The sequence below is a fragment of the Pseudooceanicola profundus genome, from assembly GCF_054919315.1.
This window is the reverse complement of record NZ_CM142898.1, coordinates 4,072,775-4,093,384: the sequence shown is the minus strand read 5'-3', so window position 1 is coordinate 4,093,384 and position 20,610 is coordinate 4,072,775. Positions and strand designations below refer to the sequence as shown.

At 66.6% G+C, this 20,610-nt stretch carries 18 protein-coding genes and 1 other RNA gene; 8 read left to right on the top strand and 11 right to left on the bottom strand.

Annotation, left to right across the window (positions count from 1 at the left end):
• Positions 1-248: 248 nt before the first annotated feature.
• Positions 249-600, bottom strand: a transfer-messenger RNA (tmRNA) gene (ssrA, locus tag ACX9MO_RS18680).
• 274 nt (positions 601-874) lie between these two features.
• Positions 875-2,128: a tyrosine--tRNA ligase gene (gene tyrS / locus ACX9MO_RS18675; RefSeq protein WP_462212936.1), complete on the bottom strand. Its 1,254-nt coding sequence runs from the start codon at positions 2,126-2,128 to the stop codon at positions 875-877.
• Positions 2,129-2,192: 64 nt separating this feature from the next.
• On the opposite strand from tyrS, the gene ACX9MO_RS18670 reads away from it, so the two are divergent.
• The 4 genes from ACX9MO_RS18670 (at position 2,193) to pgi (ending at position 7,272) form a co-directional block, all read left to right on the top strand.
• Entirely contained in the window at positions 2,193-3,311 is a 1,119-nt protein-coding gene (locus ACX9MO_RS18670; protein ID WP_462212935.1) for an anhydro-N-acetylmuramic acid kinase, read from the top strand.
• 194 nt (positions 3,312-3,505) lie between these two features.
• The gene (gene zwf, locus ACX9MO_RS18665) at positions 3,506-4,960 is read left to right on the top strand and encodes a glucose-6-phosphate dehydrogenase (protein WP_222490067.1); all 1,455 of its coding nucleotides are present in this window, start codon (positions 3,506-3,508) and stop codon (positions 4,958-4,960) included.
• On the top strand, positions 4,957-5,628 hold the full coding sequence (gene pgl, locus ACX9MO_RS18660; protein ID WP_462212934.1) for a 6-phosphogluconolactonase: 672 nt from the start codon (positions 4,957-4,959) through the stop codon (positions 5,626-5,628). Before zwf ends, pgl begins: the two co-directional genes overlap by 4 nt.
• Before the next feature lie 30 nt (positions 5,629-5,658).
• Positions 5,659-7,272: a glucose-6-phosphate isomerase gene (gene pgi / locus ACX9MO_RS18655; protein ID WP_462212933.1), complete on the top strand. Its 1,614-nt coding sequence runs from the start codon at positions 5,659-5,661 to the stop codon at positions 7,270-7,272.
• A gap of 131 nt (positions 7,273-7,403) precedes the next feature.
• On the opposite strand, the gene ACX9MO_RS18650 is transcribed toward pgi, so the two are convergent.
• Positions 7,404-7,604: a hypothetical protein gene (locus tag ACX9MO_RS18650; RefSeq protein ID WP_222490064.1), complete on the bottom strand. Its 201-nt coding sequence runs from the start codon at positions 7,602-7,604 to the stop codon at positions 7,404-7,406.
• Positions 7,605-8,009: 405 nt separating this feature from the next.
• A complete protein-coding gene (locus tag ACX9MO_RS18645) occupies positions 8,010-8,447 on the bottom strand; it encodes a cupin domain-containing protein (RefSeq protein WP_462212932.1) in 438 nt (145 codons plus the stop codon).
• Between the two features lie 287 nt (positions 8,448-8,734).
• Here ACX9MO_RS18645 and ACX9MO_RS18640 point away from each other — a divergent pair, with 287 nt between their 5' ends.
• Positions 8,735-9,916: a calcium-binding protein gene (locus ACX9MO_RS18640; protein ID WP_462212931.1), complete on the top strand. Its 1,182-nt coding sequence runs from the start codon at positions 8,735-8,737 to the stop codon at positions 9,914-9,916.
• A 96-nt stretch (positions 9,917-10,012) separates the two neighbouring features.
• On the opposite strand, the gene eno is transcribed toward ACX9MO_RS18640, so the two are convergent.
• The 5 genes from eno to guaA all read right to left on the bottom strand — a co-directional run bounded on the left by eno (position 10,013) and on the right by guaA (position 15,441).
• Positions 10,013-11,287: a phosphopyruvate hydratase gene (gene eno / locus ACX9MO_RS18635; protein WP_222490061.1), complete on the bottom strand. Its 1,275-nt coding sequence runs from the start codon at positions 11,285-11,287 to the stop codon at positions 10,013-10,015.
• Between the two features lie 106 nt (positions 11,288-11,393).
• Positions 11,394-12,293 (bottom strand): DMT family transporter, encoded by a 900-nt coding sequence (locus ACX9MO_RS18630; protein ID WP_462212930.1) that lies wholly within the window; start codon positions 12,291-12,293, stop codon positions 11,394-11,396.
• 205 nt (positions 12,294-12,498) lie between these two features.
• Positions 12,499-12,927 (bottom strand): Fur family transcriptional regulator, encoded by a 429-nt coding sequence (locus tag ACX9MO_RS18625; RefSeq protein ID WP_462212929.1) that lies wholly within the window; start codon positions 12,925-12,927, stop codon positions 12,499-12,501.
• Between the two features lie 79 nt (positions 12,928-13,006).
• Positions 13,007-13,567 (bottom strand): sulfotransferase family 2 domain-containing protein, encoded by a 561-nt coding sequence (locus tag ACX9MO_RS18620; protein WP_462212928.1) that lies wholly within the window; start codon positions 13,565-13,567, stop codon positions 13,007-13,009.
• A 302-nt stretch (positions 13,568-13,869) separates the two neighbouring features.
• A complete protein-coding gene (gene guaA / locus ACX9MO_RS18615; protein WP_462212927.1) occupies positions 13,870-15,441 on the bottom strand; it encodes a glutamine-hydrolyzing GMP synthase in 1,572 nt (523 codons plus the stop codon).
• A 199-nt stretch (positions 15,442-15,640) separates the two neighbouring features.
• On the opposite strand from guaA, the gene ACX9MO_RS18610 reads away from it, so the two are divergent.
• The gene (locus tag ACX9MO_RS18610) at positions 15,641-17,185 is read left to right on the top strand and encodes a trimethylamine methyltransferase family protein (protein WP_462212926.1); all 1,545 of its coding nucleotides are present in this window, start codon (positions 15,641-15,643) and stop codon (positions 17,183-17,185) included.
• A 122-nt stretch (positions 17,186-17,307) separates the two neighbouring features.
• Here the strand turns inward: ACX9MO_RS18610 and ACX9MO_RS18605 are convergent, their stop codons facing one another.
• Positions 17,308-17,601, bottom strand: a complete 294-nt coding sequence (locus ACX9MO_RS18605; protein WP_462212925.1) for a DUF6477 family protein — start codon at positions 17,599-17,601, stop codon at positions 17,308-17,310.
• A 245-nt stretch (positions 17,602-17,846) separates the two neighbouring features.
• Between ACX9MO_RS18605 and ACX9MO_RS18600 the strand changes: the two genes are divergently transcribed.
• On the top strand, positions 17,847-18,950 hold the full coding sequence (locus ACX9MO_RS18600; RefSeq protein WP_462212924.1) for a DUF6456 domain-containing protein: 1,104 nt from the start codon (positions 17,847-17,849) through the stop codon (positions 18,948-18,950).
• 84 nt (positions 18,951-19,034) lie between these two features.
• On the opposite strand, the gene ACX9MO_RS18595 is transcribed toward ACX9MO_RS18600, so the two are convergent.
• Positions 19,035-19,772 carry a VIT1/CCC1 transporter family protein gene (locus ACX9MO_RS18595; protein ID WP_222490054.1) on the bottom strand — a complete coding sequence of 246 codons (738 nt, stop codon included), beginning with the start codon at positions 19,770-19,772 and terminating at the stop codon, positions 19,035-19,037.
• Positions 19,773-19,951: 179 nt separating this feature from the next.
• On the opposite strand from ACX9MO_RS18595, the gene ACX9MO_RS18590 reads away from it, so the two are divergent.
• Positions 19,952-20,362, top strand: a complete 411-nt coding sequence (locus ACX9MO_RS18590; RefSeq protein ID WP_462212923.1) for a hypothetical protein — start codon at positions 19,952-19,954, stop codon at positions 20,360-20,362.
• Positions 20,363-20,610: the final 248 nt, after the last annotated feature.

The window sequence follows — 20,610 nt, the reverse complement described above, 5'->3', positions numbered from 1 at the left end:
ACTCGGTCGAGGGGCTGGCCGGAATTTTCGAAAATTCCGGTCCGTTTTCTTCGAAGAAAACGGGCAGGGTGGCGGGGCTGCGCGGCAAGGGCCCAGCGACCATACGCATGCGACTGGTCTCTGGGCCGGAGTGTGTCTGAATGCAGTCTTGGCGGCGTTCCACGCGAGACACGCCGCTGACCATACGGTCGCGACTGCTCAGCCATGCGGCTGCGGCAATAGCAGTTGGAAAGACTGGAGGGGGAGAAAGTGCAGGTTTCTGTTGCCAGGTACCTGCGAACCCCGCCTTAAGCTGCTAGGCCCAAGGGCTTAAAGATCGGTTTTTCGGACTGCTTACGCAGCCAGAGCAACCGGAGCACGATTGTTGTTGGCAATTGTACTGTTTTCGCCGGTAACGGTGGCAGACAGCCGAGACAAAGCAAAACCCCTTTAGACGTCCGTCGATCCTATTTCGGCCCCATGATCCCCCAACAAGGGATGATTGGTGGAGCCGCCGGGTACCGCCCCCGGGTCCGAGCCGCTTATTACGAGCGCGTTTATGTCCATAGTCGCCGAAGCGACAGGGCAGATATAGGCCGGGGCGCAGGGGATTTAAAGGGGGAAGTTGGGGCGGCTGCGCGCTTTGCCGGGCGTGGGACCTTGAGGGGGCCTCGAGGCTGTGCGGGCCGGCGGGGTGGCGCGACCCAGGCGATTTCGAAAGATCTTCGCAAATTTCTTGGAAGAAATTTGGGGGCGCTGCCCCCTTGCGCCGCGGGGCGGCGCAATTCCCCCGGAGTATTTCGGGAAAGATGAAGCGGTGCCGGGCGCGTTCGGAGGAGGGCGCCTCGGGGAGGATGGGGGGCGGTGCACCCCCCGATCCCTGTCGGTTCCCGGGTCAGTCGGCCAGTTTGACGAGCGCGTGGCGCTTCTTGCCGGCAGAGAGCTTGATCGGCGAAGTGAGCGCCGCCGCGTCGAGCATCAGGCCCGCGTCTGTGAGCGGCGCATCGTCGAGACGGGCGCCGTTGTCGGTGATCAGGCGCTTGGCCTCCTTGCCGGACTTGGCGAGCCCGGTGCGGACGATCAGCTGGACGATGGAGATCCCCTCCGACAGTTCGGCCGGGCTCAACTCCAGCGTGGGCAGGTCGTCGCCCGTGCCGCCCTTCTCGAAGACCTCGCGCGCGGTGGCCTCGGCCGCGGCGGCGGCTTCGGCACCGTGCAGCAGGGCGGTGACCTCGTTGGCGAGGATCTTCTTGGCCTCGTTGATCTCGGACCCGCCGAGCGCGCCGAGGCGGTCGCATTCCTCGACCGGCAACTCGCTGTAGAGTTTCAGGAAGCGGCCCACGTCGGCATCGGTGGTGTTGCGCCAGAACTGCCAGAACTCGTAGGAGGAGAGCATGTCGGCGTTCAGCCAGATGGCGCCGCCCTGGCTCTTGCCCATCTTGCGGCCGTCCGAGGTGGTCAGCAGCGGGGTCGTCAGGCCGTAGATCTCGTGATCCAGCACCCGGCGGGTCAGATCGATCCCGTTGACGATATTGCCCCACTGGTCCGAGCCGCCCATCTGCAGCAGGCAGCCGTAGCGGCGGTTCAGCTCGAGGAAGTCATAGGCCTGGAGGATCATGTAGTTGAATTCCAGGAAGGAGAGCGACTGCTCGCGGTCGAGGCGCGATTTCACGCTTTCGAACGAGAGCATCCGGTTGACCGAGAAATGCCGCCCGATGTCGCGCAGGAACTCGAGGTAGTTCAGCCCGTCGAGCCATTCCGCGTTGTTCAGCATCAGCGCATCGCCCGCGCCCTCGCCGTAGGAGAGGTACTTGGCAAAGACCTGCTGCATCCCGGCGATGTTGGCGTCGATCTGGTCCGGGCCCAGCAGGGGGCGCTCGTCGGAGCGGAACGAGGGATCGCCCACCTTGGTGGTGCCGCCGCCCATCAGGGTGATCGGCTTGCCGCCGGTCTTCTGGAACCAGCGCAGCATCATGATATTGAGCAGGTGGCCCACGTGCAGCGAGGCCGCGGTGGCATCATAGCCGATATAGCCCGGGACGACGCCGTCGATGAGGGCGTCATCAAGACCCTGATAATCGGTGCAGTCGGCGAGGAAGCCGCGCTCGATCATGACGTTCAGGAAGTCCGACTTGGGATGGTATGTCATGGCTCTTGTCCCGGGTTTGGTTGCGCGGCACTGTATAGGCGGCAGGCAGGCAAAGGAAAAGACCATGTTGAAGCCCAGGACCGGGGCGCTGCGGATGCGCGCTCTCGGGGCCATGTCGGGCACCTCGCTGGACGGGGTGGACGCGGCCGTGGTGGAGACCGATGGCGAGCAGATTTTCGCATTCGGGCCAAGCGATTACGTTGAATACACCACGGAGCAGCGGGCGGTGCTGAGCGCGGCCCTCGGGCTCTGGTGGGAAGATGACGTAGCGGCGGCGACACAGGTTATCATGGAGGCCCACGCGGGGCTTCTGAGCCGGTTTGCGCATGTGGATATCGTGGGCTTCCATGGTCAGACCCTGATGCATGAGCCGCGCGGGCGCGGGACGCACCAGGCGGGCGACGGGGCAGAGCTGGCGGAGCTCTTGCAGGTGCCCGTGGTCTGGGACTTCCGGTCGACCGACGTGCAGCTGGGGGGCGAGGGCGCGCCGCTGGCACCCTTCTTCCACTTCGCCTGTGCGAAGTACATCGGGGCCAAGGCCCCTGTGGCCTTCCTGAACATGGGCGGCGTCGGGAACATCACCTATGTCGATCCCGGCTTTGCCAAGCCGGAGACGGAGGGCGCGCTGCTGGCCTTCGACACCGGGCCCGCCAATGCACCGCTCAACGACTTCATGCAGGCCCGGCGGGGCGAGCCCTTCGACCGGGACGGCAGGCTGGCCGCGCAGGGCACCGTGGTGGAGGGCGCGTTGGAGCTCTTCCTCGACGATCCCTACTTCAGTCGCATCCCGCCCAAGTCTTTGGACCGGAATGCGTTCGGCGACATGGTCGGGCTGGTGAAGGAGTTGGGCGATGCCGATGCCGCCGCCACGCTCACGGCCATGTCGGCCGCAGCTGTCATGCGCGCGATGGAACATTGCCCGACCCCGCCCGAGAAGGTGCTGGTCACCGGCGGCGGGCGGCGCAACCCGGTGCTGATGGAGATGCTTTCGGTCTCGCTCGAATGTCCGGTGATGGCGGTGGAGGAGGTCGGCCTCGACGGGGACATGCTGGAGGCGCAGGCCTTCGCCTACCTTGCCGTGCGGGTCGCGCGGGGGCTGCCCACCTCCTGTCCCACGACCACCGGTGTGAAAATGTCCGTCGGTGGCGGACAGGTGAGCAAGCCCTTGAAAACGAAGGCGTGAGATGCAGATCATCCCGCATGGTCTAGGCGCGGCTCGGGCACGGATTGGGCACGGCTTGGGCGTTGTGCGAGCGCAGCAATCTGCTAGGCTCGCCCCAAGACCGCCGCAGGCGGATGGTGGAAGATTGGCAATTGCTCAGAAGATTGGTATTTGCTCAATCCGGGTGCCCTGATCGGGCATAAAGGAGGAGTTTCATGGTCTCGAGAGTCATTCCGGTCGATACGTTCGACCTCGTGATCTTTGGCGGCACGGGCGATCTGGCACGGCGCAAGATCCTGCCGGCGCTGTTCCGGCGCTTCGTGGCGGGGCAGATGGGGCCGGGCAGCCGGGTCATCGGCGCGGCGCGCGCCGATCTGGACGCGGCCGGCTATCGTCAGTTCACACGCGAGGCGATCGAGGAATTCGGTGACGGCAAGTCCTACGATCCCAAGGAACTGACCGCCTTCCTCGAGACGCTGGACTTCGTGACCATCGACGCGCTCGGCGAGGATGGGTGGGCAGATCTGGCCAAGCTGCTGGAAGCCGACAAGGTGACGGCCTTCTACTTCTCCGTGGCACCTAGGCTCTTCGGCGAACTGGCGGAGCGGCTGCATCGCTTCGGCATGGCCACCCCTGACAGCCGCATCGTGATCGAGAAACCCTTCGGGCGCGATCTCGCCTCGGCCAGGGCGCTGAACGAGAGCCTCGCGCAGCATTTCCACGAAAGCCAGCTCTACCGGATCGACCATTATTTGGGCAAGGAGACGGTGCAGAACCTCATGGCGGTCCGCTTCGGCAACATGCTGTTCGAGCCGCTGTGGAACTCGCAATACGTCGATCACATCCAGATCACCGTGGCCGAGACGGTGGGCGTCGGCGGGCGGGGCGATTACTACGACCGCTCCGGCGCGATGCGCGACATGATGCAGAACCACCTGATGCAGCTGCTTTGCCTCATCGCGATGGAGCCGCCGGCGAAGTTCGACCCGGACGCGGTGCGCGACGAGAAGCTGAAGGTGATCCGCGCCCTCGATCCGGTCGAGCCGGGCGACATCGTGCGCGGCCAGTATTCCGAAACCGAGGAACTGCCCGGCTATCGCGCCCACGTCGGCCATCCCGACAGCCGGACCGAAAGCTTCGTGGCGATGAAGCTGAAGATCTCGAACTGGCGGTGGGCGGGCACGCCCTTCTACCTGCGCACCGGCAAGCGTCTGCGGGCACGGACCTCGGAGATCGCGGTGGTGTTCAAGGAAACCCCGCATTCGATCTTCGGGCCCGAGGCCGGACGGCACCGCAACATCCTGACGATCCGCCTGCAACCGAACGAGGGCATGGACCTGGGCGTCACCATCAAGGAGCCGGGTCCGGGGGGGATGCGCCTCGTGGATGTGCCGCTCGACATGACCTTTGCCGATGCGCTCGGCCCCGATGCCGAGGATGTGCCGGACGCCTACGAACGGCTGATCATGGACGTGATCCGGGGCAACCAGACGCTGTTCATGCGCGGTGACGAGGTTGAGGCCGCCTGGGCCTGGACCGATCCGATCATCGAGGACTGGGAGACGCGCCGCGACGAGCCGCAGCCCTATGACACCGGCTCCTCCGGCCCCGACGACAGCCTTGCGCTGATGTTCCGCGACGGGCGGCGCTGGCGGGAGATCCGGCCATGAAGCTGAACGACTACCCCGACCGCGACCTGCTGGCGCTGTCACTGGCCGACACGATCGCAAGCGAACTGACGGCGGCCCTGCGCCACGAGGAGCGGGTGACGCTGGCGGTGCCGGGCGGCACCTCGCCGGGGCCGGTCTTCGATGCGCTCTGCGATGTGGCGCTCGACTGGAGCCGGGTGGACGTGGTGCTGAGCGACGAACGCTGGGTGCCGGTGGACAGCCCGCGCTCGAACACGAGGCTGGTGCGCGAGCGGCTGATGGTCAACCGGGCCGCCGCCGCCACGCTGCTGCCGCTCTACCAGCCGGTGGACACGCCCGAGGAGGCGCTTGAGGCACTCTCTGAAAGCCTGAAGCCGCATCTGCCGCTGACCGTCCTGCTGCTGGGGATGGGGACGGACATGCACACCGCCTCGCTCTTCCCCGGGGCCGACCGGCTGGAGGAGGGGCTTTCGGCCAAGGCGCCGCTGCTGCTGCCGATGCGCGCCGAGGGCGCGGGCGAGCCCCGGATCACCATGACCGCGCCGGTGCTGCAGGGGGCGATGTCGACCCACCTGCTGATCATGGGCGCCGAGAAGAAGGCCGCCATGGAGGCCGCACGCAAGCTGCCGCCCTTCAAGGCCCCGGTGGCCGCGATCCTCGACGGGGCGCAGGTTCACTACGCAGATTGATCACCATAGCTTTTTACGGGATTTTCATTGATGTGGGCAAAGCTTGAAACCCTCGCCGCCGCCACGGCGGACCGCCGGATCACGACGCTTTTCGACGAAGACCCCGCCCGGGCGACCGAATTTTCGGCTGCCTTCGAGGGGATGATTTTCGACTATTCCAAGACCAACATCGATGTGGAGACCCGGCGGACCCTGCTGGACATGGCCCGCGCCACCCATGTGGCCGAGCGCCGCGATGCCATGTTCTGGGGCGCGAAGATCAACGAGACCGAGGGCCGGGCCGTGCTCCACACCGCGCTGCGCAACCTCTCGGGCCGCAGGGTCGAGGTGGACGGCGAGGACGTCATGCCCGGCGTGCTGGACACGCTGGCCCGGATGGAGGCCTTTGCCGAGGAGGTCCGCACGGGTCGGTTCACCGGGCAGGGTGGCAAGATCACCGACGTGGTGAACATCGGCATCGGCGGTTCCGACCTCGGCCCGGCGATGGCGGCGCTGGCGCTTGCGCCCTATTGCGACGGGCCGCGGGTGCATTTCGTCTCCAACGTGGACGGGGCGCATGTCCACGACACGCTGCAGGGGCTGAACCCCGAGACGACGCTGGTGATCGTCGCCTCCAAGACCTTCACCACCATCGAGACGATGACCAATGCCGAGACCGCGCGCCTCTGGATGGCGGAGGCGGTGACCGATACCGGGGCGCAGTTCGCCGCCCTCTCCTCGAACCTCGAGAAGACGGCGGAGTGGGGCATCGACGCCTCCCGGGTCTTCGGCTTCGAGGATTGGGTCGGCGGGCGCTACTCGGTCTGGGGGCCGATCGGCCTTTCCGTCATGCTGGCCGTGGGGCCTCAGGATTTCCGCGCCTTCCTTGCAGGCGGCGAGTCGATGGACCAGCATTTCCTCACCGCCAAGTTCTCGGAAAACCTGCCGGTGCTGCTGGCGCTCGTGGGGATCTGGCACAATCAGGGGCAAGGTCATGGCACCCGGGCCGTGCTGCCCTATGACCAGCGGCTGGTGCGCCTGCCGGCCTACCTGCAGCAGCTGGAGATGGAGAGCAACGGCAAGTCCGTGGCCATGGACGGCAGCGACCTCACGGTGAACGCGGGCCCCGTCGTCTGGGGCGAACCGGGCACCAACGGGCAGCACGCCTTCTACCAGCTGATCCATCAGGGCACCCGGGTGGTGCCCTGCGAATTCCTGCTGGCCGCGCGCGGGCAGGAAGAGGACCTCGCGCATCAGCACCTGCTGCTGGTGGCCAACTGCCTTGCACAGTCGCAGGCGCTGATGACCGGCCGCTCCCTCGACACGGCGCGGGAGATGATGGCGGCCAAGGGGCTGGAGGGCGAGGAGCTGGAGCGTCAGGCGCGGCACCGGGTCTTCCCGGGCAACCGTCCCTCGACGACGCTGATCTATCCGCAGCTCACGCCCTATCGGCTGGGCCAGATCGTGGCGCTTTACGAGCACCGCGTCTTCGTCGAGGGGGTGATGCTGGGCATCAACTCCTACGACCAGTGGGGGGTGGAGCTGGGCAAGGAACTGGCGCTCTCGCTGCAGCCGGTGCTGGAAGGCGAGGACCGCGGCGTGGCGCTCGACGGTTCCACCGCCATGCTGGCCGGCTATTTCCGGGCCGGTGGCCCCGAGGGCTGAGGCAGGGTTCCCCGACTGCGAGACAAGCTGCCCCCGAGATCTAAAACCGTGGGATCAGGAACCGTTGGATAAAAATGCCCCGGCCGCGACTTGGGCGACCGGGGCAACGCCGTGCGGGGCGCAACCTTGGCTCACAAGGGGATGCTTTGAGCCTCGGCTGCATCGACGACGCCTGAAACCTGCGTCTGGAGAGGGACTGTTGGCGCTGCGGTAGGCTCCGCGAGCGCAGCACCTGCAATGCACAGGCACAGCACGACCGTCATGTATTTCGCGACGATCGGGATAATGGACGGCCGCGGTTTCGGCGGCGCTTTTACCTTTCTGGCAATCATGACTCGTACACCTCTCTGCGACAGGAGACTTCTTCCTGCCTGTAGTGCTTCCATCCACGCGGGAGGCGCCCAGAGAGTTTCAACTTGAGAATGTTTTTTTATCAGTCGGTCAGTGGATCATCGGCGAGTTCGAGTCAACTAATTGATTTAATGTGGAAATTTTGGTGAATATTTTCACGCCACGCCAAGATGGAATGGCGGAGTCCATGGGTCATGCGCGGTCGCAAGCTACGCAGGCTGGCGCGCGCCAAAGGCTGCGGGGCAAGGGGCGCGCTCAAAAGGCGGAGAGACGCCGCCACCGTGTCCTTCTAAGCCATCCCGCGCGTGCCTGCCGGTTGGTGCGCCCTGTCATGGGACGAAACCCGCCGCGCCGCCCGTGAGGCTGGCCGAGGCTGCGCCCGCCGATCAACCCTGCGGAATGTCGAACCCCGGTGCGGCCAGTTCGAAGCCCTCGAAGCGGAAGGCGGGCGAAACGGTGCAGCCGACCAGCGTCCAGTCGCCCGTGGTGGCCGCGGCCTGCCAGTGGCCTTCGGGCACGATGCCCTGCGGCGCCTCGCCAGCCAGCAGGTCCGGGCCAAGGCGAAGCGCCGTGGCCGGGCCCGCAGCATCGGCGGCGATGCGCAGGATCAGCGGCGCGCCGGCGTAGTAGTGCCAAATCTCCACGGCATCGACCCGGTGCCAATGGCTGCTCTCTCCGGCCTTGAGGAGGAAATAGATGCAGGTGCCCGCAGGGCGCTCATCGTCCTCAGCCCCGGCGATCCAGGTCTGGCGGAAATAGCCGCCCTCGGGATGGGGGCTGAGGTCGAGGCGGGAAATGATCTCGTCGGCGGTGAGGGTGGTCATGGAGGCGTGTCCCCGCTGAGTATTTTGCATGGCATTGCCGTGTCCATTGTTACGTCCGTCCCCGGGAATTCGCAAAAGAATGTCCATGTCGCGCCGAACGACCCGTTAAATTATTGGGCGCGTGCCCAATTCCCGGCAGGGCGCACCCCCCCCCGGAATGGGGGTGAGGCCCAAGTGCCATACCAGAAGGAGCGTGAGGTAAATTTCCTCCATCTAGGGTTGTGAAGGTGAGTTTTCCGCGTCACTTCTAATATCTCCAAGTAAATCAATATCTTCGGAAACTCAGAATGACGACTTTCACGCTGCTCGGCCAAAGCATCTACTATGGCGAAACGGATCAGAACGACGTTATCGGGCTCGCGGCCCAGGAAATGACGTTTACCTTCGATGGGACGGTCACGGCACTGGATTACGAGACCCGGTATTCCTACGCGGCAGGGGAATACATCATCCGCCTCGATCCGTTCCCCACGGAATTCAGCGTCGGCGACACATTCTATGGCCAGAACGATGTCCGGATCGAATTCTATGACCTGACCTGGGGCAATGGGAACCAGTCGCAGATCCTGCTCTTCGAGCTGGCGGACTACAACCAGGGCTTCGGTCACCACGAGTTCCTGCTCGAAGTCTCGGGCGACTCGCTGCCGGAGTTTTCCTCCGTGCGCGATCTGATGTCCTTCATGAACAGCGTCACCGAGATGGAGACGATCATGGATGACCGCTCGATCCCGCTGTCGTCCTTCGACGACATCTCCTACGGGACGGACGCCGTGAACATCAATGACGGCGAAGAGTCGAGCCTGCTCAACGGCGGCAGTGGCGATGACCTGATCCACGGCAACGGCGGCAACGATACGATCTATGCGGGTGACGGCAGCGATACGGTGTCCGGCGGCGCGGGCAACGATGTCATCTATGGCGGCGCCACCGAAGCCGATCTGCGCGATGTGATCTATGGCGGCGACGGCGACGATTTCATCGACGGCGGCTATGGCAACGACGAGCTGCGCGGCGACGCGGGGAATGACACGATCAACGGCGGCTATGGTGCCGACACGGTGATCGGCGGCGCCGGCAACGACGTGCTGACCGGGGGGACCTGGGGTGACGCGCTCTTCGGCGGCGACGGTGATGACTTCCTTAACGGGGGCTTCGGCCATGACCGCCTGAACGGCGGAGCAGGCGCGGACCGGTTCTATCACCTCGGTGTCGAAGGCCATGGCTCCGACTGGGTGCAGGACTACGACGCTGCTGAGGGCGACACGCTTGTCTTCGGTGGCACCGGGGCCTCGGCGGATGATTTCCAGGTGAACTTCACCGAGACCGCGAACGCCGGGACCGCCGGTGTCGAGGAGGCCTTCGTGATCTACCGGCCCACCGGTCAGATCCTCTGGGCCCTCGTCGATGGCGCCGCGCAGGACCAGATCAACCTGTCGGTCAATGGCGCAACCTACGACCTTCTCGCCTGAGGTCAGGGCCTTAGGGCCCGCATCAAGATGAAAAAGGGCGCCCCGGTCGGGGCGCCCTTTGTCGTTCCGTGTCGGCCTCTCAGCCGAAGGGCTGGATCACTTGAGGATCGAACGGCCGGCGTACTCGGCGGTTTCACCCAGCATTTCCTCGATCCGGATCAGCTGGTTGTACTTCGCCAGCCGGTCGGAGCGCGCCAGCGAGCCGGTCTTGATCTGGCCGCAGTTGGTGGCCACGGCGAGGTCGGCGATGGTGCTGTCCTCGGTCTCGCCCGAGCGGTGCGACATCACGTTGGTGTAGCGCGCGCGGTGGGCCATATCGACGGCCTTCAGGGTTTCGGTCAGCGAGCCGATCTGGTTCACCTTGACCAGCATGGAGTTCGCCACGCCGCGCTTGATGCCGTCGGCCAGGCGGGCCGGGTTGGTCACGAAGAGGTCGTCGCCCACCAGCTGCACCGTGTCGCCAAGCGCGTCGGTCAGCATCTTCCAGCCGTCCCAGTCATCCTCGGCCATGCCGTCCTCGATCGAGATGATCGGGTAGGCGGCGCAGAGCTTCTGCAGGTACTCGACGTTCTCGGCCGAGGTCAGCGTCTTGCCTTCGCCCTTCATGACGTAGGCACCGTCCTTGAAGTACTCGGTCGAGGCGCAGTCGAGGGCGAGGTAGATGTCCTCGCCGGGCTTGTAGCCGGCCTTTTCGATCGACTTCAGGATGAAATCGAGCGCGTCGGTGGTCGAGCCCAGTTCGGGGGCAAAGCCGCCCTCGTCACCCAGACCGGTGGACATGCCGGCGGCCGAGAGCTCTTTCTTCAGGGTGTGGAAGACTTCCGAGCCCATGCGCACGGCGTCGCGGATGTTCTCCGCGGCCACGGGCATGATCATGAATTCCTGGATATCGATCGGGTTGTCGGCATGTTCGCCGCCGTTGATGATGTTCATCATCGGGACGGGCAGGACGCGGGCCGAGGTGCCGCCGATGTAGCGGTAGAGCGGCTGCGAGGTGAAGTCGGCTGCGGCGCGGGCTGCGGCCAGCGAGACGCCGAGGATGGCGTTGGCGCCGAGGCGGCCCTTGTTCTCGGTGCCGTCCAGTTCGATCATCGCCATGTCGAGGCCGACCTGTTCGGTCGCGTCCATGCCGACGAGAGCTTCGGCGATCTCGCCGTTGACCGAGGCGACGGCGTCCAGCACGCCCTTGCCCATGTAGCGGGACTTGTCACCGTCGCGCTTCTCGACCGCCTCGTAGGCGCCGGTGGAGGCACCCGAGGGCACTGCCGCGCGGCCCAGGGTGCCGTCTTCGAGGATCACGTCCACTTCGACCGTGGGGTTGCCGCGGCTGTCGAGGATCTCGCGGGCGTGAATGTCGATAATCGTGCTCATTGGGCTGTATCCCTCTGTCCAAGCCTTTGATCGCGCTTTTAGTCTGCGCCCTGCCGCTTGGAAAGGCGGGCGCGGCGGGGTTAGCGCCAACAGGGGGATGTTTGCGTCAGACAATCCCGTCCGTCGGCTTGCGTTTGAGCGTGCTGCGCGCCAGCCGCCGTTCGCGGAGGTAGGTATAGAGCCCCGAGCCGATAATCATCGTTGCGCCGATGTAGGTCGGCAGGTCGGGACGTTCGCCGAAGACCGCCGCGCCCAGAATCAGCGTGAAGATCAGCCGGGTGTAGCGGAAGGGCGTGAGCGCCGAGGCATCGCCGAGCCGCGTGGCGCTGACGAGGAAGTAGTAGGCCACCGCGAAGGTGACGATGGCGGCGGCCATGTAGAGCCATTCGCGCCCGTCCATGGCGACGAAACCCGTGCCCGTCACCAGCGTCAGGCCGAGGGCCGCGGGGATCAGCGCACTGAAGCCGAGCGCCGAGGCCACGGTGGAGGGCAGGCCCGCGGGCAGGCGGCGCGAGCAGAGGTCGCGCACGGCGATGCCGGTCACCGCCAGCAGCACCACGAGGGCCTGCGGCTGGAACCCCGCCATGCCGGGGCGGATGATCACGAGGACGCCGGCAAAGCCCACCAGCACAGCCGTCCAGCGCCGCCAGCCGACCTTTTCGCCGAGGAAGAGCGCGGCCCCCAGCGTGATCGCCAGCGGGGCTGCCTGGAAGACCGAGGCGACGGTCGAGATCGGCACCAGCGCCAGCGAGACCACGAAGGCCATGGTCGCCACACCCTCCGAGGCGGAGCGCACGAGGGTCACGGGATGCAGCACCTCGGCCCGCCGGAAGGGCTGGCGGCCGACGAGGCTGGCCACGAGGAAGATCAGAGTGCCCCCGATGCCGAGCAGCAGGACGATCTGCCCTGCGGGCAGCGTCTCGCTGAGCGCCTTGTTGAACCCGTCCTCGATGGTGAAGATGAGCATGGCGAGGACGACATAGAGGATGCCGCGCAGGTTCTGCATGGGGAGGCTCCGGAGGGATGAGGGGGCGTGGCCGGTGCGGGCCATGCCGCCTGATAGCCTGCTCCCGGATCAGATGCCAGCTTTGTGAACGGGACTGCGGGGGCGGGTCCGGTGCACTGCGCGGGATGCCGTCAAACTGCGCGGGTTGACCGATCTCCGGGTGCGCACCTCTCGGTGACCTCGCGGTCTGACGCCGGGCGTGGCGTCAGTCGTCCTCGGATCGTGTCAGCGGCACGCCGTAGAGCTCCAGCCGGTGGCCCTTGAGCTTGTAGCCCAGCTTGGCGGCGATCTTTTCCTGCAAGGCCTCGATCTCGGGATCGACGAATTCGATCACCTTGCCGGTGGTCATGTCGATCAGGTGGTCGTGATGCGCGCGCTCGGCGTCTTCGTAGCGCGCGCGGCCATCGCCGAAATCGACCTTCTCGAGGATGCCCGATTCCTCGAAGAGCTTCACCGTCCGGTAGACCGTCGCCAGCGAGATCCGCGGGTCGCGGGCCGAGGCGCGGGCATAGAGTTCCTCCACGTCCGGGTGATCGCGCGAACTGTCCAGCACGCCCGCGATGATGCGGCGTTGCTCGGTCATGCGCAGCCCGTGGGATTCGCAGCGCGTGAGGATCGGGTCTCGGTCGGCCATGCGGCGCCCTTTCGGTTCGGGGCTTCCTTCTTCGCAAATTGCGACAGGCAGAGGCAAGGGGCAATGGCCCGCCGCGACCTCAGGGCAGCGGATAGCCGAGCCGGGTGAAATCTTCGGCGTAGAAGGCGGTGAGCGGCGCGCGCAGCGCCACGGGGATCTGCGCCTCCCAGCCTGCGTGCTGCGTCTTGCGGCGGTGCGCCAGCTCCCCGAACTCGACGCCGGTGCGGGCGGCGAGGCGGGCCACTTCGGCGGCGTAATCCTCGTAGCGATAGATCTCGTCGGCGAGCTGCAGGCAGTTGAACGGATGGGTCTGCGGGATCGTGTGGTGCCGGATGCGCTGCTTGCGGCCCGCGCGCTCCTCGCCGTAGTCGATGCTCTCGTCCATGGTGATCGCGGCGAAGGTCTCCATGTCGCCCCTGTAGCCCCGGATCTGGGTGAAATCCGCATAGGCCGACAGGAAGCGGTCGAGCGGATGGCGCACGAAGGCAAAGCGGAAGACCTGCGGCCAGTCGGCGGGGATCTCGCCGAAGGCAGGCCCGTCGTAGCGCCCCTGCCAGACCCCGCGCCGGATCGAGGAACCGCCGGTCTTGGGGATGTGGATCAGGATGCAGTCTGGATCGCGCAGCAGGAAGTTCGACATTCGGGCACCGCTCGTGGTTTCAGATCCTCTATACCCGCGGATGGTCCGCTTGGGAGCGCTGCTTGGCAAAGGAGGTCGCGCGGCGGGCTGATGTTCTGGTTTTGAAGTGCGGTTTAAGATGCTGAAATTGCGCGTGAAATGCGGATTTTCGCGCCGCTCTTCTGTTGCGCTTCTGCCATAGGCGCGGCGCTCACCCTATGATCAATCGGCCCCGAAAAAGGCGTCGCGGGAGTGGCAGGCCGAGAACGAAAAACGCCGCGGATCGGGTCCGCGGCGTTTCCTGTTTCGGTCCGGTGGCCGGATCACTCCAGCTCGATCGTCCCCGGGGGCTTCGAGGTGCAATCGTAGAACACGCGGTTCACGCCTTTCACCTCGTTGATGATCCGGGTCGAGGTCTCGCCCAGGAAGTCATGGGTGAAGGGGTAGTAATCGGCGGTCATGCCGTCGACGGAGGTCACGGCGCGCAGCGCAAGGCCATAGTCGTAGGTCCGGCCGTCGCCCATGACGCCCACGGTGCGCATCGGCAGGATCGCGGCGAAGGCCTGCCAGATCTCGTCATAGAGACCGTGCTTGCGGATCTGGTCGATGTAGACCGCGTCGGCCTTGCGCAGGATCTCCAGCTTTTCGCGGGTGATCTCGCCGGGGCAGCGGATCGCGAGGCCCGGCCCGGGGAACGGGTGGCGGCCGATGAAGCTGGACGGCAGGCCCAGTTCGGTGCCGAGCGCGCGGACCTCGTCCTTGAAGAGCTCTCGCAGCGGCTCGACCAGTTTCAGACCCATCTTCTCCGGCAGGCCGCCCACGTTGTGGTGCGACTTGATGGTGACCGAGGGACCGCCCGAGAAGGAGACCGACTCGATCACGTCCGGGTAGAGCGTGCCCTGCGCGAGGAAGGTCGCATCCTCGATCTGGGAAGCGTACTTCTGGAACACGTCGATGAAGAGCTTGCCGATGGTCTTGCGCTTCACTTCCGGGTCGCTGACGCCTTCGAGCGCGCCGAGGAACAGGTCGCTCTCATCCGCGTGGATCAGCTTGATGTTGTAGTTGTCGCGGAACATCTTGACGACTTCGGTCGCCTCGTTGAGCCGCAGCAACCCGTGATCCACGAACACGCAGGTCAGCTGCTCGCCGATCGCTTCGTGCAGCAGGATTGCGGTGACCGAGCTGTCGACGCCACCGGAGAGGCCGCAGATCACGTGGGAGGAGCCCACCTGTTCGCGGATCTTGGCGATCATCTCTTCGCGGTAGGCGGCCATGGTCCAGTCGCCGGTGAAGCCCGCGTCGCGCACGAAGTTCTCATACAGCGTCGCACCGTTCGGGGTGTGGTGCACCTCGGGGTGGAACTGCACGGCGTAGAAGCGGCGCGCGAGGTCGGCGGTGATGGCGAAGGGCGCGCCGGGCGAGGTGCCGTAGACTTCGAAGCCCGGGGCGATCTTGCTGACGTGGTCGCCGTGGCTCATCCAGACCTGCTCGCGGCCCGCGCCGTCGAGGAACCAGCCGTTCAGCAGGTCGATCCGGTCGTCGGTCGGGGTCACGTAGGCGCGGCCGAATTCGGCGGTGTGGCTTTCGCCCGCTTCGACCATGCCGCCGAGGTCCTGCATCATGACCTGTTGGCCATAGCAGATGCCAAGGATCGGCACGCCGAGGTCATAGACGCTTTTCGGCGGGCGGGGCGAGCCCTCGCGCACCACCGAGTCGGGCCCGCCCGAGAAGATCACGGCCTTGGGCGCGAACTCGGCCAGGAACGCGTCGGTGACGTTCTGGTAGGGGTGGATTTCACAATAGACGTTCAGCTCCCGCAGACGACGCGCAATCAGCTGCGTCACCTGGCTGCCGAAGTCGATGATCAGGAGGCGGTCATGGGATGTCTGGCTCATGGCTCCGTTTATTCGGCTCGGGCGCATCAGGCAAGAGGCCCGTGCACGGTAAGGGAAAGCGTCTCTTTAGCCGGTTGGCGCGGGGGCGCAAGCCTCGGGTCAGGTGTCGTTTTTCAACCATTGATGCCGTTCTTGGGGATCAGCGGCCCGGAACGCGGGGCTACAAGGGAAGGCAATTCCGGGATGGGAGATTCGCGCCATGACTGAAGTGAGCCAACGCAGACGGACCCGTGGAGGCGGCGGCGCGGCCCGCCGGGCCGAGCGGACCTCGGTCAAGTTCGACACCGCGCGCTACATCGAGCGCAACATTCCCAACCTCGACATGTTCTCGGACGAGGCGCTGGAGATCATCGAGACCAACGCCGAAACGGTGCTGGAAGAGATCGGCGTCAACTTCGTCAACAACCCCGGCGCGCTGGACCTGTGGCGCAATGCCGGGGCCGATGTCCGGGGCGAGCGGGTGCATATCCCCCGCGGTCTGGCGCGCAAGCTCTGTGCCACGGCGCCCGCGCGTTTCACCCAGCACGCCCGCAACCCCGAGCGCAACGTCGAGATCGGCGGCAAGGGCCTCGTGCTGGCGCCAGTCTATGGCCCGCCCTTCGTGCGCGATCTGGACGGCGGCCGCCGCTACGCGACGATGGAGGATTTCCGCAAGTTCGTGAAACTGGGCTACATGTCGAAGTGGCTGCACCATTCCGGCGGCACGGTCTGCGAACCGACCGATGTGCCGGTGAACAAGCGGCATTTCGACATGCTGCACGCCCATATGACCCTGTCCGACAAGCCCTTCATGGGCTCCGTGACCGAGCCGAGCCGGGCGCAGGATTGCGTGGACATGTGCAATATCCTCTTCGGTGAGGAGTTCGTGCAGCAGAACACGGTGATGACCTCGCTCATCAACATCAACTCGCCGCTGACCTTCGACGACGTGATGATGGGCGCGCTGGAGGTCTATGCCCGTAACAACCAGGGCGCGATCATCAGCCCCTTCATCGTCGGCGGGGCCATGGCGCCGGTCTCGGTCGTGGGAACGCTGACCCAGGTCCTGGCCGAGGTCATGGCGGGTATCGCCTATTCGCAGCTGATCCGCCCCGGTGCCCCGGTGATCTTCGGGGCCTTCGTGACCTCGATCGACATGAACTCGGGCGCGCCGACCTTCGGCACCCCGGAGGCGAGCCAGATCCTCTATGGCGCGGGCCAGCTGGCCCGGCGCATGGGGCTGCCGTTCCGGTCGGGCGGGGGGCTGTGTGGCTCCAAGCTGCCCGATGCCCAGGCGGCCTACGAGACGGCGAACACGCTGAACGCGGCGCTGCTGGGGGGCGTGAACTTCATGCTCCACGCCTGCGGCTGGCTGGAAGGGGGCCTCGTCTCGTCCTTCGAGAAGTTCGTGCTGGACGCCGATCAGCTGGGCATGTTGCACCGGATGGCGGCGGGCGTGTCCCACGACGAGGAAGCGCAGGCCATGGACGCGATCCGCGAGGTCGGGCCGGGGGGCCATTACCTGGGCTGTGGCCACACGCAGCGCAACTTCCAGACCGCCTTCTGGCGGACCGAGGTGCTGGACTACAAGCCCTTCGAGACCTGGGACGAGGAAGGTGCCCGCGACAGCCAGATGCTGGCCGCTGCGCGGGTTCAGAAGATGCTCGACAGCTACCAGCAGCCCGGGATGGACCCGGGGGTGGCAGAGGCCCTGAGCGCCTATATCGCGCGGCGCAAGGCCGAGATGCCCGACGCCTTCATGTGAGCCGGTCCCCGGCGTCTGGCCGGGGGCTCCGCTCCTGCGTCCGGCCCCGCAGGGGGCGGGACGGTTTTCTTCATGGCAGCGTCTCGTGATCTCGCCCGTCCGGGCGGGCCGGGGCGCTGTGCTCAGGCGGGCAGGTCATCCTGCGCGCGGTAGAGCCGGGCCTCCGCCACGAGGGCGCTGAGGACCTCCACATGGCGCTGCACCGAATAGGCCGCGTCGCCGATCCGCCGGCTGTGGTTGATCTCGGCCTCGACCTCCATCAGATGCACCAGCGCCGGACCCGTGCCCGGGGCCTCGATCCCCAGCAGGCGGCGCAGGTGCGGCGTCCGGCGGTAGTCCCGCGCCGCGATCCGTGCCGCGCGCATCAACAGCCGCGGACGGCGCAGCCCGGTCAGACGGGTCCAGATATCCTGCATGTCGTTACCTCCTCTACCGGTGCAGGGCGCACCTGGGGATCATGGTGACATGGGCCGCAGGGGCGTTGCGGCGGCGGGCGGAGGGTCGCGCGGGCGGAAAAGGTTTATTTATCTTATTGAAACAATGATGCCTGGGGATGGTGACTGTTAACCATCCGGAAACCATTGAATTTCTACTCTGTGGATAATTCTGGGGGTAAATCACCCGCTCCGGCAGAGGGCGGGGACAGCAACTGGGGGACAGAATGACAATGGACAGCATCGGGCCTGCGGGCTGCGGGCCTTTCCCGGCATGGGTGCCGGTCTCGGCGCGGCGCTATATCGCGCATACGGAGGGGGGGCAGTCGATCCGAGCCCTGGCACGGCTGGGGGGCTGCCACGCCTCCACCGTGCTGCGCCAGATCCGGCGCATCGAGACACTCAGGGACGATCTGCTGGTGGACGAGGCGCTGGATCGCCTTGGAGGGGGCGGCAGCAACGCCGGCCCGGGCCCGGCGGAACGCGCGGGCGGATCAGAAGGGAAGACAACCATGATACACAAGGCGATCGCACCCGACCCGGCGACCCCGGACGACGAGACCCTGAAACGGGAGGGCCGCCGCGTGTTGCGCCGTCTCTGCGAGGCAGGGGCCGTGCTGGCGGTGGCACAGGACATGGAGAAGGCCATCGTGGTGCGCGACCAGCCCGATGGCGGGACCCTGCGCCGGGCGGTGGTGGACCGGGAACTGGCGCAGGCCATGGCGCTGAAGGACTGGATCGCCTGCGAGGCCCCGGGCCGGATCGCGCGCTACAGGATCACCGCAGCCGGCCGGGCGGCGCTGCGGGAAATGATCGACGGGCCCGCGGCGGCCACGGGGTTTTCCGAAGCACAGCAGGGGTTTGATGGGCCGGAAGAGGCGGCGCGCCGGCTGCGCTACGCGGGGATCGACAGCCCCGTGGCGGCGCTCGCGCGCAGACGGGACCGCGACGGGACACCGTTTCTCTCGCTCGATCTTGTCCGCGCCGGTGAGCGCCTGCGCGAGGATTTCGAACTGGCTCAGATGGAGCCGCGCACGACCCAGAACTGGGATCGTTTCCTGACCGCGGGCACCTCCGGCGGTGTGCCGGACCTCGACGGTCTGCGCGGGGCCGAGGCCGCCCGCGCCCGTGTGAGCGGCGCGCTGCGTGAGCTGGGGCCCGGCCTCGGCGATGTGGCCCTGCGCTGCTGCTGCCACCTCGAAGGGCTTGAAAGCGCCGAGCGCCGCATGGGCTGGTCCGCGCGGTCGGGCAAGATCGTGCTGCGGATCGCGTTGCAGCGGTTGAAGGCGCATTACGAGCGGCTTGGCGACCGGGGCGGGCTGATCGGCTGAACGAGCGGGTCGGGAGACGTCTGGCTGGGCTTGGACTACGACAGTCGTGATCTGTCGCTCCGATTGTTGCGAAATGCGCGACGATCAGGCCCCGACGAGGAACCCCACGCCATAGGCCACCAGGGCGCAGACCGCGCCGACCGCGAGGGTTTCGCCCACTGAACGCAGCAGGCTCAGCCCGGTCGCATACCACCGCAGCAGCCCCAGCCCGGCGAGCGCCAGGGCCGCGCCGGTGAGAGACAGTGTAAAGGCGTGCGTGTCCGCCTCCCGCACGAGGTAGGGCAGCAGCGGGACCGAGCCGAAGAGGACGAAACTGCAGAAGGTCACCAGCCCGGAGAGGAAGGGATGCCGCTCGTCCGGAGGCGTCATGCCCTCGGTGATGGTCAGGTGCAGATCCGCCGCCGTATCGGGATGGCGGGCCAGGATGGCGCCGACCTCTGCGGCTTCGGCGTCCGGCAGGCCGCGGCTGCGCAGCGCCTCGGAGACAGCGCGGATCGCGGCCCGGGGATCGGCCCGCAGCGTCCGGCGCGCCTTCCCCAGCCGCCCGCGATAGAGATCGGCCCGCGCCCGGTCGGAGAGAAAATCCCCCATCCCCATGGAGACCGCATCGGCAAAGAGGTTCGCGAGGCCGAAGACCAGCACCGCGAGCCCGCCGATCCGGCCCGTGCCCTCGGCCCCGGCGCCGGCAAAGCCCGCCACGATGGCGAAGGTGGTGACGATGCCGTCATTGCCGCCATAGACGATCTGCTTGAGGTATTCCTGAACCCGCCGCAGGGGGCGGTCTTCGGAGGGGGCTCCGGCGTCTGGCTGGACGGTCGTCATCTGGCTCTCCGGCAAGGATGTCTCGGTGATAGACCGGGCAGGACGGGCCTGTCCATCGGCAGGCCGCCGCGTCCCCGCGTTCCGGGGGTTGCAGGCGCCGCATCGCGGCCTCTATCCTCCGGCCAGCCGCCTTTTCCGGGGAGGTGTCTTCTTCCCGGGACCGACAGGATATTTGAGCCATGACTTCCCGCCGTCTTCCTGCCGCCACGGCCCTGGGCCTCGCCCTCGGATCGGGGGCGCTGTGCCTGCCGGTGCCTCCTGCGGGGGCCTCCGATGCCGCCGTCGTCGGGGCGTGGCACTGCCGTGGCACCGGCACGGGGCCCGCCGCCCGGGTGCTGGAGGTGCAGCTGACCACCCATCCCGACGCGACCTTCTTTGCCCGCGGCACCCTGGCCGAGGCCGGTGGCCCCGCGCAGTCCTTCGCAGGGTTCGGCATCTGGCGCAGTCGCGGCAGCGGACCGATGGCGCGGGTCCAGTTCCGCATGGATGCCACGGGGCTCGGCGAACTCTCGTGGGAGGCGCCGATGACCGGGCAGGGCGGCGCGCCGGGGCAAGGCGCGAGCATCCCCGCAACCTGTACGCGCAGGTGAGGCTGGCGTTGAGCTCTTGATCGGCGGATGCTCGGGCCGCGCAGAAGAGTCTGCCGTCGGTCGCGCTCTGCGTCCCGACCGCGCCGGTTGCACCGCCCGCGCCGGAGAGCGCGCAGGACTTGGGGAGAGGGTAGCGGCTACCGCACAGGCCCGACCGTTCCTGACCAAACAGGCGTGGTCTACACGTTGCCGACCGGCTGGTCGCGCCGGACAAGCGCGCTGACAGGCTGATCGCATCGCACAAAGGG

Bases quoted from the DNA above. Each gene is read 5' to 3' on its own strand.
- ACX9MO_RS18610 (WP_462212926.1), top strand. From the start codon at position 15,641: ATGACTGAAGTGAGCCAACGCAGACGGACCCGTGGAGGCGGCGGCGCG.
- zwf (WP_222490067.1), top strand. From the start codon at position 3,506: ATGGTCTCGAGAGTCATTCCGGTCGATACGTTCGACCTCGTGATCTTT.
- tyrS (WP_462212936.1), bottom strand. From the start codon at position 2,128: ATGACATACCATCCCAAGTCGGACTTCCTGAACGTCATGATCGAGCGC.
- guaA (WP_462212927.1), bottom strand. From the start codon at position 15,441: ATGAGCCAGACATCCCATGACCGCCTCCTGATCATCGACTTCGGCAGC.
- ACX9MO_RS18590 (WP_462212923.1), top strand. From the start codon at position 19,952: ATGACTTCCCGCCGTCTTCCTGCCGCCACGGCCCTGGGCCTCGCCCTC.
- eno (WP_222490061.1), bottom strand. From the start codon at position 11,287: ATGAGCACGATTATCGACATTCACGCCCGCGAGATCCTCGACAGCCGC.
- ACX9MO_RS18595 (WP_222490054.1), bottom strand. From the start codon at position 19,772: ATGACGACCGTCCAGCCAGACGCCGGAGCCCCCTCCGAAGACCGCCCC.
- ACX9MO_RS18625 (WP_462212929.1), bottom strand. From the start codon at position 12,927: ATGGCCGACCGAGACCCGATCCTCACGCGCTGCGAATCCCACGGGCTG.
- ACX9MO_RS18670 (WP_462212935.1), top strand. From the start codon at position 2,193: ATGTTGAAGCCCAGGACCGGGGCGCTGCGGATGCGCGCTCTCGGGGCC.
- ACX9MO_RS18620 (WP_462212928.1), bottom strand. From the start codon at position 13,567: ATGTCGAACTTCCTGCTGCGCGATCCAGACTGCATCCTGATCCACATC.
- ACX9MO_RS18640 (WP_462212931.1), top strand. From the start codon at position 8,735: ATGACGACTTTCACGCTGCTCGGCCAAAGCATCTACTATGGCGAAACG.
- pgi (WP_462212933.1), top strand. From the start codon at position 5,659: ATGTGGGCAAAGCTTGAAACCCTCGCCGCCGCCACGGCGGACCGCCGG.
- ACX9MO_RS18630 (WP_462212930.1), bottom strand. From the start codon at position 12,293: ATGCAGAACCTGCGCGGCATCCTCTATGTCGTCCTCGCCATGCTCATC.
- ACX9MO_RS18600 (WP_462212924.1), top strand. From the start codon at position 17,847: ATGACAATGGACAGCATCGGGCCTGCGGGCTGCGGGCCTTTCCCGGCA.
- ACX9MO_RS18605 (WP_462212925.1), bottom strand. From the start codon at position 17,601: ATGCAGGATATCTGGACCCGTCTGACCGGGCTGCGCCGTCCGCGGCTG.
- pgl (WP_462212934.1), top strand. From the start codon at position 4,957: ATGAAGCTGAACGACTACCCCGACCGCGACCTGCTGGCGCTGTCACTG.
- ACX9MO_RS18645 (WP_462212932.1), bottom strand. From the start codon at position 8,447: ATGACCACCCTCACCGCCGACGAGATCATTTCCCGCCTCGACCTCAGC.
- ACX9MO_RS18650 (WP_222490064.1), bottom strand. From the start codon at position 7,604: ATGATTGCCAGAAAGGTAAAAGCGCCGCCGAAACCGCGGCCGTCCATT.